This is a genomic window from Paracoccus sp. NBH48 (assembly GCF_015390265.1).
Lineage (GTDB): Bacteria > Pseudomonadota > Alphaproteobacteria > Rhodobacterales > Rhodobacteraceae > Paracoccus > Paracoccus marcusii.
In genome coordinates this window covers 200,976-214,792 of record NZ_VUOJ01000002.1, presented here as the reverse complement: position 1 = coordinate 214,792, position 13,817 = coordinate 200,976, and the positions used below count along the sequence as shown (strand labels likewise).

Genomic DNA, 13,817 nt, shown 5'->3' with positions numbered 1-13,817 from the left:
GCGATCCTTTCATGTTGTCGGCCTCCCATGCGGCGGCCCTGTGCGAATCGCGATATCACGGGCCCGCTGACAGCCGGCTGACGGGGGCTGTCAGCGGGCTGTCAGCGGGCTGTCAGCTTGGCCGTGCTAGGACGCGGGAATGAAACGATCCCTGTCCAGCCTGATGCTGATCCTGCTGCCGCTGACCCTTGCGGCGCAGCCGATCGCCCCCGATTACGAGACCGCCCGCCAGGCGGTCGACCGCGGCGACATGCTGCCGCTGGAGCAGATCCTGGCGCGGATCGAGGCGCGCCATCCCGGCCGCATCGTCGAGGTCGAGCTGGAAGACGAGGACGGCCTGTGGCTCTATGAGATCGAGGTGCTGACCCCCGAGGGCCGCCTGATTGAGATAGAGCTGGACGCCCGCACGGGGGCGATTCTGGGATACGAGGAAGACGACGACTGATGCGCGCCCTTGTGGTCGAGGATGACAGCCGGATCGCCGCCGATCTGGGTCGGGCGCTGACGGCGGCCGGGTTCCGCGTGGACGGCACCGCATCGGGCCAGGACGCTTGGTTCCGGGGCGGGACCGAGGGGTACGACCTGATCGTGCTGGACCTGGGGCTGCCCGACCTGGACGGTCTGACCGTGCTGAAACGCTGGCGGGTCGAGGGGTGCGATTCGCCCGTGCTGATCCTGACCGCACGGGGCGCCTGGACCGAGCGGGTCGAGGGGATTGAGGCCGGCGCCGACGACTATCTGCCCAAGCCGTTCCGCATGGAGGAGCTGGTGGCGCGGGCCCGCGCCCTGGTGCGCCGGGCAGGCGGCCGGGCCGAACCGCGGATCGAGGCGGGCCGCCTGACCGTCGATCTGAACCGCATGACGGCGCTGGTCGATGGCGTGCCGGTCCCGCTGACCCCGCTGGAGTTCCGCCTGATCGCGCATCTTGCCGTTCACCGCGACCGGGTCGTGTCGCCCACGGAACTGCTGGAGCACCTTTACGGCGACGATGACGCGCGCGAGGCCAACGCGCTGGAGGCGGTCGTGACCCGCATGCGCCGCAAGCTGGGTCCGGGCATCGTCGCGACGCGGCGCGGCTTCGGCTACTTGCTGGAGGGCGGTGCATGAGGCCTTTGTCGCTGCGCCTGCGGCTGATGCTGCTGGGCGGGGCGACCATCCTGCTGGTCATGGCGCTGTCGGTGACGATGCTGGCGGTGTTGTTCGACCGCCATGTCCAGCGCGTCGCCGTGTCGGACCTGCGCGATCGGGCGCTTGTTCTGCTGTCGGTGATCGAACCCGGCACGCCGCCGCAGATGCGCGACCAGCCGCGCAACCCGTCGTGGCAGCTGCCATTCTCGGGGCATTACTGGCAGGTGTGGCTGGGGGACCAGCCCCTGCGGTCGCGGTCGCTGTGGGACGTGACGCTGCCCGTGCCCGCGGATGCGCCGCCGCCGGGCGAGGGGCGGGTGCTGCAGCTGGACGGGCCGGGCGACCAGCGCCTGCTGGCGCTGGATCAGCAGGTGCTGATCGGGCAGGGCGCGACCGCGTCCCCCATCCGCCTGATCGTGGCCGAGGACATGGAGGATTCCGCGCAGGCCCGCGCGGCCTTTCTGCGCGACCTTGTCCCATGGCTGGCGGGATTGGCGGCGCTGTTGCTGGCGGCATCCTTCGTCCAGGTCACGCTTGGCCTGCGCCCGCTGGCCCAGGTCGGCGCGCATCTGCGCGGGCTGGCGCAGGGGCGCAGGCGGCGCCTGGGCGACGATCTGCCCTCCGAAGTCGCGCCCCTGGCCCGCCAGCTGGACCATCTGCTGGACGACCGCGACCGAGAGCTGGATCGTGCGCGCCACCGCGCCGGCGATCTGGCGCACGGGTTCAAGACGCCGCTGCAGGCGCTGCTGGGCGATGCCGAGGCGTTGCGCAATCAGGGACGGACGGAACAGGCCGACAGCATCGAACATGTCGTCACCGTGATGCGCCGCCATGTCGACCGGGAACTGGCGCGCGCCCGCATCCGCACCGACGCCGCGCAGGCCCGCGCGCATCCCGCCCCGATCGTCGCCCGGCTGGTGCAGGTGCTGAGGCGCACGCCCGCGGGTGCCGGGCTGGACTGGCAGGTCGACCTGCCGCAGGCGGTGGCGCTGCGCATCGACCCTGACGACCTGACCGAGGCCCTGGGTGCGCTGCTGGAAAACGCGGCCCGCCATGCGCGGTCGCGGGTGTGGGTCGGGATGCGTGCGGATGACGATCGGACGGCCGTCATCATCCGCGACGACGGGCCGGGCGTGCCCGATGCCGAGTTGGCACGGTTGGCGCAGCGCGGCGTGCGGCTGGACCAGGGCGGCGACGGTCAGGGGATCGGTCTGGCCATCGTCACTGACATCGCCGAGGCCGCGGGTGGGCGCCTGCAGCTGATCAACATGCTGCCGGGCCTTGCGGCGGAACTGCACCTGCCGCGCCACCCGGACTGATGGTCAGGACGCGAACAGCCCGTCGAAATCGGCAAAGCCCTTGACCTCGATCGGGTTGCCCGAGGGGTCGAAGAAGAACATCGTCCGCTGCTCTCCCGGCTGGCCCTCGAAGCGGATCTGGGGCGGGATGTCAAAGGACACGCCCGCCGCGGCCAGGCGGTCGGCCAAGGCCAGCCAATCCGCCAGCGGCAGCACGACCCCCAGATGCGGCATCATCACCATGTGATCGCCCACCCGACCGGTGCGGGTGGTGGGAAAGGGCGTGCCCAGATGCAGCGAAAGCTGATGGCCGAAAAAGTCGAAATCGACCCAGGTGTCGGTGGAGCGACCCTCGGCACAGCCCAGGACGTCGCCATAAAAGCGACGGGCCGCGTCCAGGTCGGTGACATGGATGGCAAGGTGGAACAGGGATCTCATCGCGGCCTCCGTGGTTGCGGGGCAGTGATGCACGCGCGGGCCGCGCCCCGCAAGTCAGTCCAGCGCGTCCAGAACCCCGCCCGCCACGTGCGCGGTGTCCGACCAGCCCGGCAGCGCCGCCCCCGCCCGTGCGGCGGCGGCCGCCCGTGCGGCACGCTCGGCCGGGTCGGTCAGCATGCGGCGCAGCGCCTGCGCCAGCGCGGGCGCATCGTCGGGTGCGACCAGTAGGCCCGCATCGGCCGGAACCGTTCCCGGCACCGCGCCCGCGCGCGTGCTGACGATGGGCAGGCCATGGGACAGCGCCTCGTCGAAGACGATGCCGTAACCCTCGTACCGGGTCGCCAGTGCAAAGATCGAGGCCTTTCGGTACAGGTCCGCCAGGCGATCCGCCTCGACCCGTCCGGCCAGTTCCAGCCGTCCGCCCAGTCCGCTGGCGGCGATCTGCGCCTGCAGGTCGGCAACATGGGCCGCGTCCCAGGGGTTGCCCACGATCACCGCCTGCCAGTCCAGATCGGCCAGCGCCGCCAGCGCGGCGATCAGCACGTCATGGCCCTTGCGCGGGTGTAGGATGCCCACCGACAGGATCAGCGGCGGGTCCTGCGGCGTGGCGGGCTGTTCGGGGCGGTCGGTGCCGGGGCGGGCGACGGTGATCCGGTCGGCGGGCACGTCATAGCGGTCGACCAGCATGTCGCGCGTATGCGGGCTGGGCACCAGCACGTGGCGCGCATGGGCCAGGTTCGCGCGCTCTGTCCGCCAAAGATGGTCGGCCAGATCGGCGGGCAGGGCGCTTTCCTGGGCCAGGGGATGATGGATCATCGCCACGATGGGGGCGCGGATCGCGGCCACCCCCTGCGGGTCCAGCGCGCCAAAGGCCAGCCCGTCGATGATCACCGGCCGATCCGCTGGCAGCGCCTGCAGCGCGTCCAGCGCCTGGCGCATGTCGCTGTCGGACGGGGTCGGAAAGCTGTCGGGCAGGGCCAGGACATCGACATGCCGACCCTGGTCGCGCAGCCCCTGCACCATGCGGCGGTCGTAGATATAGCCGCCGGTCAGGGTGGTGATGTCGCCCGGCAGGGCAAAGGTCAGGGTCTTTGGGTCGGTCACGGGTCTGCCTGTATGGCTGCGGGGGCGGGACGGTTGACGCGGCGCTGCGCCAGCAGGACCAGCAGCCCCGGCAGGGTGCTGGCCAGAAACATCAGGCCGAAGGCCAGGCTGGCGGCAAGCCCCGCCTGCGCGCTGGCGCCGATCAGGGGAAACAGCCCGGCAGCCGCACCCTCGCGCAGACCCCACCCGCTGACGGTCAGCGGCAGGATCATGGTCAGCAGGATCAGCGGCACCAGAACGGCGGTCTCGACCGGGGACATCATCGTGCCGGTGGCCGCGGCGCAGAAGGCAAAGGCCGCAAGGTTGGCCCCGGTGATCGCCAGGTTCAGCGCCACCTGACGCGGCAGGGCGCCCGGCGCCAGCAGCGTGACGCGCAACGCGCCCCGCAGATCGCGTGCGGCGGTGCCCGCGCGCCCAGGCAGCTGTCCCGCGCCGCCGATGGCCAGCATCGCGATCAGCGCGACGCTCAGCAACGCGCCGATCAGGCCCATGACCCAAGACGGCAACGTCAGCCCGCCCGGCATCAGCGTCACGGTCAGCGCGCCCGCCGCCAGCACCAGAAACAGCGCGACCTGGCCCGCCAGGCGCTCGATCGCGACGGCGGCGCCGGCGCGGCGCAGGCCCGCCTGATGACGCGCGCGGACTGCGCGGCCGGCATCGCCCACGACACCGCCGGGCAGCGACTGGTTGACGACCTGCGCCAGGTAATATTCGCCGATGGCCCGGGTGAGGGGGATGGTCTGGCCAAGCTGCCGCGCCGTCAGCCGCCAGCGCATTGCCGACAGCACCGTCTGCGCCGTCAGGGCCAGCGCGGCGACCGCCAGCCACAGCGGATCGGCACGCACCAGCAGGTGCAGCGCCTGCTGCCCGTCAAGGCCGAACCACAGAAGCGCCATCACCGCCAAGGCGACCAGAATTTGAAGACTGCGTGTCACGTTCATGCAGGAGGCACGTCCAAGGACCCGGAAAAGTTGCGCATGAAGCGGTCGCGAAGTGCCTCCATCGGCATCGCCGGGCTGCCCGGTTCCGGGACTAGCCCCCGCATTAGGCCCCAGGCGTCGGTCCGCGCGACCAGATCGGGCGGGCCGATGACGTGGATCGGAACCTCTCGGCGGTCGTCCAGGCCGATGGTGGTGGCGGCCTGGTGGTCGCCGACCAGGATCATCAGGGGTGCGTCCTCTGCCTGCCGCGCGGCATAGTCCAGCACCGCCTGCAGCGTATAGTCGATCGTGTCCCGATACTGGGCCCGCACCCGGTCGCGGTCGCGCCAGACGACGTTCGGCGGATCGCCCGCTTGCGCCATCGCGTCGAATTCGGTGCCGTCGCCCAGATCCTCCCAGGGCAGCATTTCGGGGACCGGGGTCCAGGGCGCGTGGGACGAGATCAGGGCGATCTGCGCGAACAGGCGCCGCGGGTCGCTGCCGTCGCGCAACAGGCGGTCGGTGGCCGCCAGCGTGAACTGATCGGGCATGGTGACCCAGTTGAACGGCTGCCCGCGATAGCCCAGGTCGGGCGCGGCCAGGATCCGCTGGAAGCCCATCGTCGACGCCTCGGGCCAAGGACGAACGATGGCGGGCATCACGGCCGCAGTGCGGAACCCGGCATCGGCGGCGTGGTGGAACAGTGTCCGGCGCCCGCTGGCGATGGCCGCCTGATAGCGCGTCTGGTCATTGATCCACAGCCCGTTGGCCAGCGTCGCATGCGCCAGCCAGCTTTGTCCGCCATGCGTCGGCGACGTCAGGAACCCCGATGCCATGGCCAATCCGCGATCCTGCAGCACCTGCTGTCCCTGGCGCAGCCGGGGCAGGTGCGTGTCGGCAAAGAAGGGCGTGTCAAAGCTGGTGCGACCATAGCTTTCCAGAAAGATCACCAGAACGTCGCGGTCGATCAGCGCCAGCGGATCCTGCAGCCCGGCCAGCGTGTCCTGGCGCGCCTGTTCGTTGAACTGGCGCAGCTCTGTCACGGTGCGTGCCGACAGCTGCGCGCGGTCGATGGCATAGGCGGCCGTCGGGGGCGGCGTTAACGCCAGCAGCGCGATCCCCGCGACAGAGGCTGCCAGTCCGGCCATTCGCGCCCAGCCAGCACGCGGGGCCCGGCGCATCAGTACACCCATCGCCCACCATGTGCCCGCAACGATAAGCAACGTGGCCAGAAGCGCGGCCAGAACCGCACCCGCCGCCTGCCAGGGGCCCAGGCTGCCGGCGATCAGCCGGACGGATGCATCGATCAGGGGCAGGTCCGCGACCGGATTGAACCTGCGGCCCAGACTTTCCAGCATCGCCAGGTCCGCGACCTTCAGCACGGTGACCAGCGTCAGGGCCAGGGTCGCCGCCACGCGCAGCAGCCGCCCCGCGACCGTCCGGCCCGTGGCCAGCGCCAGCAGGATCAGCACCGCCAGTTCCGGCGCCGGGCGTGCCAGCGCGGCCCAGGCCAGTTGATCGGGATGCGCGGGCAGCGCCAGCAGGACGTGCAGCAGCAGGATGGCGGCAAGGACCGACAAGGGCCGGGGGGTCACCGATGGCCCCGCAACCACAGCACGTCGCGTCCAAAGGACCAGATCAGCGCCGCTGCCGCGATCCGCGCCAGGGTGATTGCCAGATCATCCGACAGGACCGGCACCTGAAGCGCGATCAGCGTCGCAAGCTGCAGCACGCAGACGGCCTTGCGGGCATAGCTGACCGGCAGCGGCGCCATGATCCACGGCCAGACCAGCCCCGCCCCGATGAACAGATAGCGCATGACGCCCAGGGCCAGGATCTCGGGTCCGACGGGGCTGCCGGCAAGGGCGTGCAGCGCCAGGATCAGGGCCAGCGCGGCGTCGACCTCCATGTCGAAGCGGGCGCCGAAATCGGAGCACAGCCCGCTGCGCCGCGCCAGCCAGCCATCCACCCCATCCAGCGTCAGTGATATGGTCGCGATCGCCGCCACTGCCCAGCCCGCCGCGACCCCGCCGACCAGGGGCGCGATCAACGCCGTCGTCAGCGCCATGCGCATCAGCGTCACCGCATTGCACGACCCAAGCCTGGCATGCGGATAATGCCTGCGCATTGCAACGCAGACCAGCGCGGCCCCCGCCAGATAGATGACGCCCGCGACCAGGGCACCCGTGCCCTGGCCCAGGACCATCACGCCGATGCCCAGGTTCAGGGCCAGCCCCGCGGGAATGGCCAGGATCAACCCCTCGGGCAGGCGGCGGCCTGCGGCGGGGGCCGGTCTGACGGTGGGATCGGCAAGGTCGGGGCGGGAAATCTGCATCGGGTGAACATATGACAGGGGCATGACGCGTCAAGCTGACTTCTGAACAGGCTTGCCTCAGCACGATCCCGGGCTATCCTGTCACGACAGGAGGGCTGCGCCATGGATCATCGACCCGCAGGCTATGGCACCACGGCGCGGATGCTGCACTGGCTGGTCGCGGCGCTGATCCTGGCGATGATCCCCGTGGGTCTGCTGATGGTGCAGGACGGGCTGGACCGCGGCCTGGGCGACGCGCTGTACCTGTTTCACAAGAACGTGGGCAGCCTGCTGATCGTCATCATCGCGCTGCGGCTGGTCTGGCGGCTGACGCATCCGCCCGCGCCGCTGCCCGCGACCATGCCCGACTGGCAGCGGCGGGTGGCGGGGCTGTCGCATCTGGCGCTGTACGGGCTGATGATCGTGATGCCACTGTCGGGGTACGTCCGCGTGCGCGCGGGCGGCTTTCCGATCGAAGGGCTGGATGCGCTTGGCCTGCCGACGCTGGTCCCCCGGTCAAAGCCCCTGGCCGACGCCGCCAGCAGCCTGCACGAACTGGCGGCCTGGGCGCTGATGGCGGTGTTGGCCGTGCATGTCGGCGCGGCGCTGCACCATGCGCTGATCCGGCGCGACGGGGTCTGGGCGCGGATGTGGCCGCCACGGGCGCGCTGAGCCCTCGACAGGACCGTCCGGTTTGGATATGGCCATGCGGCGCGAATGACGGGGACCGTCGGGTCGCACCGGATTATCAAATATTGATCACAGGCGGTTGAACGAAAGGTCCTGTCGCGGCGTTCGACGGCAACGTCGAAAATGCCGCCGACCAGGAGAGATCGTGACCAAGACCCAAGACCTGACGATTCTGGTCGTCATCGCAGCGGCCCTTGCCGGCGTGTTCACCCTTGACCTGATGGTGCCGTTGGGGACGGCGGTCTGGCTGATCTATATCCTGCCGTTGAGCCTTGCGGTCTTCGCGCGCTGGCCCGCGCTGCCGGTGGCCACGGCCGTGCTGGTCTGCGTGGCGATGGCGCTGGCGTTCCAGAAGGACAACACCGGCATCGATCCGACCGTGGCGGCCGTGAACCGTGGCTTGGCCGGGATCGTGTATCTGTGCCTGGGATTTCTGGGGCGAAGGCTGATCGTCACCCGCGGCAAGCTGCTGGACACCGACTGGATCACCGGCACCCAGGTCGCGGTGTCCCGTGCCGTCCAGGGCGACCTGACCGCGGAAAAGCTGGCCCGCCAGGTCCTGCAGGTGCTGGCCGACCGGATCGGCGCGCGGGCCGCTGTCGCCTATGCCCGCAACGGACATGGCCACCTGCGGCTGGCGCAATGGGGCACCGACGGCGACGCCCTGGCGGAACGCGTGGCGGATAACGAAGGCCATCTGGGCCGCGCCGTCACCGAAGGTCGCATCCTGCAGATGTCCCTGGCGCCGGACCAGGCGCTGGGCTGGGCGACGGGACTGGCGCGGGGGCGCACGGCGCATGCGCTGATCGTGCCGATGCGGGACGGGCAGCTGATCAACGGCGTGCTGGAGTTCGGGCTGGATGCCGCCCCGCCGCCTCGCGTGATCGACCTGTTCGAGCGTATCGGAGACAAGCTGGGCATCGCGCTGCGGTCCGCCCAGTATCGCCAGCAGCTGCAGGAATTGCTGGAGGAGACCCGCCGTCAAGCCGAGGAGTTGCGCGCCCATACCGAGGAGCTTGCGGCGTCCAACGAAGAGCTGGAGGAGCAGACCCGCGCTCTGCAGGACAGCCAGCGCCGGTTGGAGGCACAGCAATCAGAGCTGGAAGAACAGAACGCCCAGCTTGAAAGCCAGACGCAGGAGCTGGAGGAACAGCGCGATGCGCTGGCCCGGTCGCGCCGGATGCTGGAGGATCAGGCGCAGGAGCTGGCGCAGGAGAGCCGCTACAAGTCCGAATTCGTCGCCAACATGTCGCACGAGCTGCGCACGCCGCTGAACGCGCTGCTGATCATGTCGCGGCTGCTGTCGGACAACCGCGGCCGCAACCTGTCCGAGGAGCAGGTCCGTTGGGCCGAGACGATCGAGGCATCGGGCAAGGATCTGCTGGCGCTGATCAACGACATCCTGGACCTGTCCAAGATCGAATCCGGCAAGATGGACGTGTCGCGCGACACGGTCGAGCCGCAGGCGCTGGCCGACAAGCTGGTGCGCGCCTTCGAGGCGCAGGCCCGCGACAAGGGGCTGACCCTGTCGGCGCAGGTCGATCCCAAGGTCGCGGCGTTCTCCTCCGACCGGCAGCGTCTGGAGCAGGTGCTGCGGAACTTCATCTCGAACGCGCTGAAATTCACCGAACGGGGGCAGGTGGTGCTGCATATTTCCCCGGCGGCGCAGGGGATCGCGCTGTCGGTGCAGGACAGCGGCATCGGCATCGACGCCAGCCAGCAGGAGACCGTGTTCGAGGCGTTCCGGCAGGCGGACGGCACCATCTCGCGCCGCTTCGGCGGAACAGGGCTGGGCCTGTCGATCTGCCGTGAACTGGCCGATCTGCTGGGCGGGCGCATCACGCTGACCAGCGCGCCCGGCAAGGGCAGCACCTTCACGCTGATCCTGCCCGCCGCCCCGGCGCTGCAATCGCCGGCACCTGCGCGGCGGTCCTTGCCCGCGCCCACGATGCCCGAACCCGCGCCGATGATGCTGGACGCCCTGCCGGGGGTCGAGGACGACCGCGCGGACATCGGCGCCGGCGACCGGGTGATGCTGGTGGTCGAGGACGATCCGGCATTCGCCCGCATCCTCTATGGTCTGGCGCAGGAGCTGGGCTTCCGCTGCGTCTGCGTGGGCCGGGCGGATGACGCGGTGCGTGCGGCGCGCCATTTCCTGCCGCAGGCGATCGTGATGGATGTGGGCCTGCCCGACCATTCGGGCCTGTCCGCGTTGGACCGGCTGAAGCGCGACACGACCACGCGACACATCCCGGTGCACATGGTCTCGGCCGACGATTACACCAAGGAGGCGCTGGCACAGGGCGCCATTAGCTATATGATGAAACCGGTGCGGCGCGACGACCTGGCCACTGCGATCCGCAACCTGGAGACCCGCCTGGAACAGCGCCTGCGCCGCGTGCTGATCGTCGAGGACGATCCCGCGCAGATGCTGGGCCTGAAGGCGCTGCTGACCAGCGACGGGGTCGAGACGGTGGGCGCCGGTACCGCCGCCGAGGCACTGCAGATCTGCCGCAGCCAGACGGTCGACTGCATCGTCCTGGACATGACGCTGCCGGATGCATCGGGGTTCGAGGTGCTGGAGCAGCTGGACGGGGACGGCACGGCGTCCTTCCCGCCGGTCATCGTCTATACTGCGCGCGCCTTGTCCGAGGCCGAGGAGCAGCGCCTGCGCCGCTATTCGAAATCGATCATCATCAAGGGCGCCAAGTCGCCCGAGCGCCTGATCAACGAGGTCACGCTGTTCCTGCATCAGGTCGTGTCCGACCTGCCGCAGAAACAGCGCGACATGCTGGCCGCCTCGCTGAACCGCGATGCGCAGCTGGAGGGGCGCCGCATCCTGGTGGTCGAGGACGACATCCGCAACGTCTATGCCCTGACCGGCGTGTTCGAGCCGCATGGCGCGACCGTGCAGATCGCCCGGAACGGCCGCGAGGCGCTGGAGGCCCTGGGCCGCATCAACGACGGTGCCGCGCCCAAGATCGACCTGGTTCTGATGGACGTGATGATGCCCGAGATGGACGGCCTGACCGCCACGCGCGAGATCCGCAAGATCGACCGCTGGAAGGGCCTGCCCATCATCATGCTGACCGCCAAGGCGATGGCCGAGGATCAGAACCAGTGCCTGGCTGCGGGGGCGAACGACTATCTGCCCAAGCCCCTGGATGTTGACAAGCTGCTGTCGCTGACCCGGGTCTGGATGCCGCGATGAGCGTCGAGCCCGTCCCCCTGCGCGCGGCCGACGCGATCGAGCTGGACCTGTTCCTGGAGGCGCTGAACCGGCGCCACCATTATGACTTCCGGTCCTATTCGCGCGCATCGCTGGCCCGTCGTGCCGAACTGGCGCGCGAAAGGCTTGGCTGCGCGACCCTGTCCGAGGTGCAGGGCCGCCTGCTGCACGATCCCGCGGTGCTGCCCGACATCATCGACGCGATGACCGTGCAGGTCAGCGAGCTGTTTCGCGATCCGGCCTATTACCTTGCGCTGCGCCGCGAGGTGATCCCGCATCTGCGGACTTTCCCCTCGCTCAAGGTCTGGGTGGCGGGCTGTGCCGATGGAGAGGAGCTGTATTCGCTGGCCATCCTGTTCCGCGAGGAGGGGCTGTTCGACCGCACGATGTTCTATGCGACCGAGATCAACCGCCGCGCCCTGGCCCGGGCCGAAGCCGGCATCTATGACATCGATCGCCTGCCGGTCTTCTCGCAGAACTATCAGCGGGCGGGGGGGCTGGGGTCGCTGTCGGATTACTATACCGCCGCCTATGGGCGCGCGGCCTTTGACCGGGGCCTGCGGTCGCGCACGGTGTTCACCGAGCACAACCTGGCCACCGACCAGGTCTTTTCTGAGGTCCAGCTGGTGTCGTGCCGGAACGTGCTGATCTATTTCGACGGGACGCTGCAGGACCGCGCCGTGGGCCTGTTCGCCGAGGCGCTGGCGCGGGGCGGCTTTCTTGGCCTCGGTTCTCACGAGACGTTGCGCTTTTCCACCCATGCCGCGTCCTTCGCGGCCTTTGCCGAACCGGACCGGATCTGGCGCCGGAATGCCGACCAGGAGACTGTTCATGCCCGATAGACCCATCCGTTTCCTGATCGTCGACGACATCGCGGAAAACATCATGGCGCTGGAGGCGCTGCTGCGGCGCGACGGGCTGGTGGTCGACACCGCGCGGTCCGCGACGGAGGCGCTGGAACTGATGCTGCAGCATGATTACGCGCTGGCCTTTCTGGACGTGCAGATGCCCGGCACCGACGGCTATGAGCTGGCGGAACTGATGCGGTCCACCGAACGCACCCGCGGCGTGCCCATCATCTTCGTCACCGCCGCCGAGATGGACGAGGCCCGCAGGTTCCGCGGGTACGAGGCGGGGGCGGTCGACTATATCTTCAAGCCCATCGACCCCGTGGTGCTGAAATCCAAGGCCGAGGTGTTCTTCCGCATCGGCCGCCAGGCTAAGGATCTGCAGCGCCAGCGCGACGAGATGCAGGACATCGCGCTGCACCGCGACCGCGCGATGGCGCAACTGAAGGCCCATGCCGACAATTCGCCGCTGGCCTTCGTCACGCTGGACCGGAACCTGTGCGTGCGCAGCTGGTCCAAGGGGGCCGAACGCATGTTCGGGCGGCCCGCGGGCGACATGCTGGGCATGACCGCCACCGCGGCGGGCTGGCTGGACGAACAGGGGGCCACACTGCTGACCGGCTGGCTGGACAGCCAGCAGGACGGCGTGCCGCGCTTCTCGGCCGAGATCAGCCTGGATCACGCCGATATCGGCCCGATCTGCTGCGAGGTCTATGGATCGGTCCTGTCCGAGGGTCTGAACCGCCAGTCGCTGTCGCTGCAGGTCCAGGACATCACCGAACGAAAGCAGTCCGAAGAGGTCCGCGCCCTGCTGATCGGAGAGCTGAACCACCGCATCAAGAACACCCTGGCCAACGTCCAGGCCATCGCACGCCAAAGCCTGCGCCAATCCGGCAGCCTGCCCGAGTTCGAGACCAGCTTTGGCGGACGCCTGCAGGCGCTGGCCCGCGCCCATTCGATCTTGTCGGATGCGACCTGGGCCAGCGCGCCGCTGGATCAGCTGATCGACGACCAGATCAGTTCGGGCACGCTGGACGGCGACCGGCTGCGCCGCGACGGCCCACCGGTGGAACTGGCCCCCGACACCATGCTGCGCCTTGCGCTGACGCTGCACGAACTGGGCACGAATGCGGCGAAATACGGGGCTTTGTCGGTTCCGGGCGGGATCGTGCACATCGCTTGGCGCCTTGAGGGGCAGCGCCTGGTCCTGACTTGGCGCGAGACGGGCGGCCCGGCGGTCACCGCGCCGTCGCGCATGGGCTTCGGCATGACGCTGATCGGGGCGGCCGGGGGTGGCGATGCGGCCGCGGTCAGCGCCGACTGGAACCCCGACGGGGTCGTCTGGACCATCCGTCTGACCGACGGCGTGACCCGGCTGGCGGGTCACGCCGCCGCCGCCGAGGCGCTGGTCGGCCAACCCGTCATCCGCGCATCGACGCTGGAGGGCGCGCGCGTCCTGCTGGTCGAGGACGAGCCGCTGGTCGCGCTGGACCTGCGCTATGAGCTGGAGGATGCCGGGGCCACCGTCACCGGCGTCGCCCGCAGCGTCCCCGAGGCGATGGCCGCTGCCCGGAACGGGCCCATCGACCTGGCCCTGCTGGACGGCAACCTGAAGGGAGAGCCGGTGGACGAGGTCGCGGCCCTGTTCGACAGCCTGTCGGTGCCGTTCTGCTTCGTGTCGGGCTATGGCCGCGAGAACCTGCCGCAGGGGTTCGACCACGCGCCGCTGATCGAAAAGCCGTTCCGCCCCGACACGCTGCGCACGATCCTGACCGCGCTTCTGGCGCGCGGGGTGCCAGACGCCGCGGAATAAGGACGCCGTCCTGCCCGATGCGCGTCCTGACCGCC

General features: G+C 69.7%; 12 protein-coding genes. 7 read left to right on the top strand and 5 right to left on the bottom strand.

What is annotated here, in order from left to right; genetic code table 11:
• The first annotated feature begins 139 nt into the window (after positions 1-139).
• From F1642_RS04535 to F1642_RS04525, 3 genes are read left to right on the top strand one after another with little or no spacing between them, the layout of a single operon-like run.
• On the top strand, positions 140-445 hold the full coding sequence (locus F1642_RS04535) for a PepSY domain-containing protein (RefSeq protein WP_052715076.1): 306 nt from the start codon (positions 140-142) through the stop codon (positions 443-445).
• Entirely contained in the window at positions 445-1,107 is a 663-nt protein-coding gene (locus tag F1642_RS04530) for a response regulator transcription factor (RefSeq protein ID WP_194885591.1), read from the top strand. Before F1642_RS04535 ends, F1642_RS04530 begins: the two co-directional genes overlap by 1 nt.
• Positions 1,104-2,447 carry a HAMP domain-containing sensor histidine kinase gene (locus F1642_RS04525; RefSeq protein ID WP_194885590.1) on the top strand — a complete coding sequence of 448 codons (1,344 nt, stop codon included), beginning with the start codon at positions 1,104-1,106 and terminating at the stop codon, positions 2,445-2,447. Before F1642_RS04530 ends, F1642_RS04525 begins: the two co-directional genes overlap by 4 nt.
• A 3-nt stretch (positions 2,448-2,450) precedes the next feature.
• Here the strand turns inward: F1642_RS04525 and F1642_RS04520 are convergent, their stop codons facing one another.
• Genes F1642_RS04520 through F1642_RS04500 form a run of 5 tightly spaced genes read right to left on the bottom strand, consistent with a single transcriptional unit; the run spans position 2,451 to position 7,223 of the window.
• Entirely contained in the window at positions 2,451-2,864 is a 414-nt protein-coding gene (locus tag F1642_RS04520) for a VOC family protein (RefSeq protein WP_194885589.1), read from the bottom strand.
• A 54-nt stretch (positions 2,865-2,918) separates the two neighbouring features.
• Positions 2,919-3,968, bottom strand: a complete 1,050-nt coding sequence (locus F1642_RS04515; RefSeq protein ID WP_370582779.1) for a glycosyltransferase family 4 protein — start codon at positions 3,966-3,968, stop codon at positions 2,919-2,921.
• A complete protein-coding gene (locus F1642_RS04510; RefSeq protein WP_194885588.1) occupies positions 3,965-4,909 on the bottom strand; it encodes a lysylphosphatidylglycerol synthase transmembrane domain-containing protein in 945 nt (314 codons plus the stop codon). The genes F1642_RS04515 and F1642_RS04510 overlap by 4 nt, the downstream gene beginning before the upstream one ends.
• Positions 4,906-6,483 carry a sulfatase gene (locus F1642_RS04505; protein WP_370582778.1) on the bottom strand — a complete coding sequence of 526 codons (1,578 nt, stop codon included), beginning with the start codon at positions 6,481-6,483 and terminating at the stop codon, positions 4,906-4,908. The genes F1642_RS04510 and F1642_RS04505 overlap by 4 nt, the downstream gene beginning before the upstream one ends.
• Complete coding sequence (locus F1642_RS04500) at positions 6,480-7,223, bottom strand: CDP-alcohol phosphatidyltransferase family protein (protein ID WP_255522126.1); 744 nt, start codon at positions 7,221-7,223, stop codon at positions 6,480-6,482. Before F1642_RS04500 ends, F1642_RS04505 begins: the two co-directional genes overlap by 4 nt.
• 102 nt (positions 7,224-7,325) lie before the next feature.
• Here F1642_RS04500 and F1642_RS04495 point away from each other — a divergent pair, with 102 nt between their 5' ends.
• From F1642_RS04495 to F1642_RS04480, 4 genes are all read left to right on the top strand, one after another.
• Positions 7,326-7,874, top strand: coding sequence for a cytochrome b (locus F1642_RS04495; protein ID WP_194885587.1), 549 nt, complete (start codon positions 7,326-7,328; stop codon positions 7,872-7,874).
• A gap of 163 nt (positions 7,875-8,037) precedes the next feature.
• Positions 8,038-11,103, top strand: a complete 3,066-nt coding sequence (locus tag F1642_RS04490) for a response regulator (protein WP_370582777.1) — start codon at positions 8,038-8,040, stop codon at positions 11,101-11,103.
• Positions 11,100-11,963, top strand: a complete 864-nt coding sequence (locus tag F1642_RS04485) for a protein-glutamate O-methyltransferase CheR (protein WP_194885586.1) — start codon at positions 11,100-11,102, stop codon at positions 11,961-11,963. Before F1642_RS04490 ends, F1642_RS04485 begins: the two co-directional genes overlap by 4 nt.
• A complete protein-coding gene (locus F1642_RS04480; RefSeq protein WP_194885585.1) occupies positions 11,953-13,782 on the top strand; it encodes a response regulator in 1,830 nt (609 codons plus the stop codon). The genes F1642_RS04485 and F1642_RS04480 overlap by 11 nt, the downstream gene beginning before the upstream one ends.
• The last annotated feature ends 35 nt before the right edge of the window (positions 13,783-13,817 follow it).

Coding starts and splice junctions, on each gene's coding strand:
- F1642_RS04530 (WP_194885591.1), top strand. CDS start 445: ATGCGCGCCCTTGTGGTCGAGGATGACAGCCGGATCGCCGCCGATCTG.
- F1642_RS04525 (WP_194885590.1), top strand. CDS start 1,104: ATGAGGCCTTTGTCGCTGCGCCTGCGGCTGATGCTGCTGGGCGGGGCG.
- F1642_RS04500 (WP_255522126.1), bottom strand. CDS start 7,223: ATGCAGATTTCCCGCCCCGACCTTGCCGATCCCACCGTCAGACCGGCC.
- F1642_RS04485 (WP_194885586.1), top strand. CDS start 11,100: ATGAGCGTCGAGCCCGTCCCCCTGCGCGCGGCCGACGCGATCGAGCTG.
- F1642_RS04480 (WP_194885585.1), top strand. CDS start 11,953: ATGCCCGATAGACCCATCCGTTTCCTGATCGTCGACGACATCGCGGAA.
- F1642_RS04535 (WP_052715076.1), top strand. CDS start 140: ATGAAACGATCCCTGTCCAGCCTGATGCTGATCCTGCTGCCGCTGACC.
- F1642_RS04495 (WP_194885587.1), top strand. CDS start 7,326: ATGGATCATCGACCCGCAGGCTATGGCACCACGGCGCGGATGCTGCAC.
- F1642_RS04520 (WP_194885589.1), bottom strand. CDS start 2,864: ATGAGATCCCTGTTCCACCTTGCCATCCATGTCACCGACCTGGACGCG.
- F1642_RS04510 (WP_194885588.1), bottom strand. CDS start 4,909: ATGAACGTGACACGCAGTCTTCAAATTCTGGTCGCCTTGGCGGTGATG.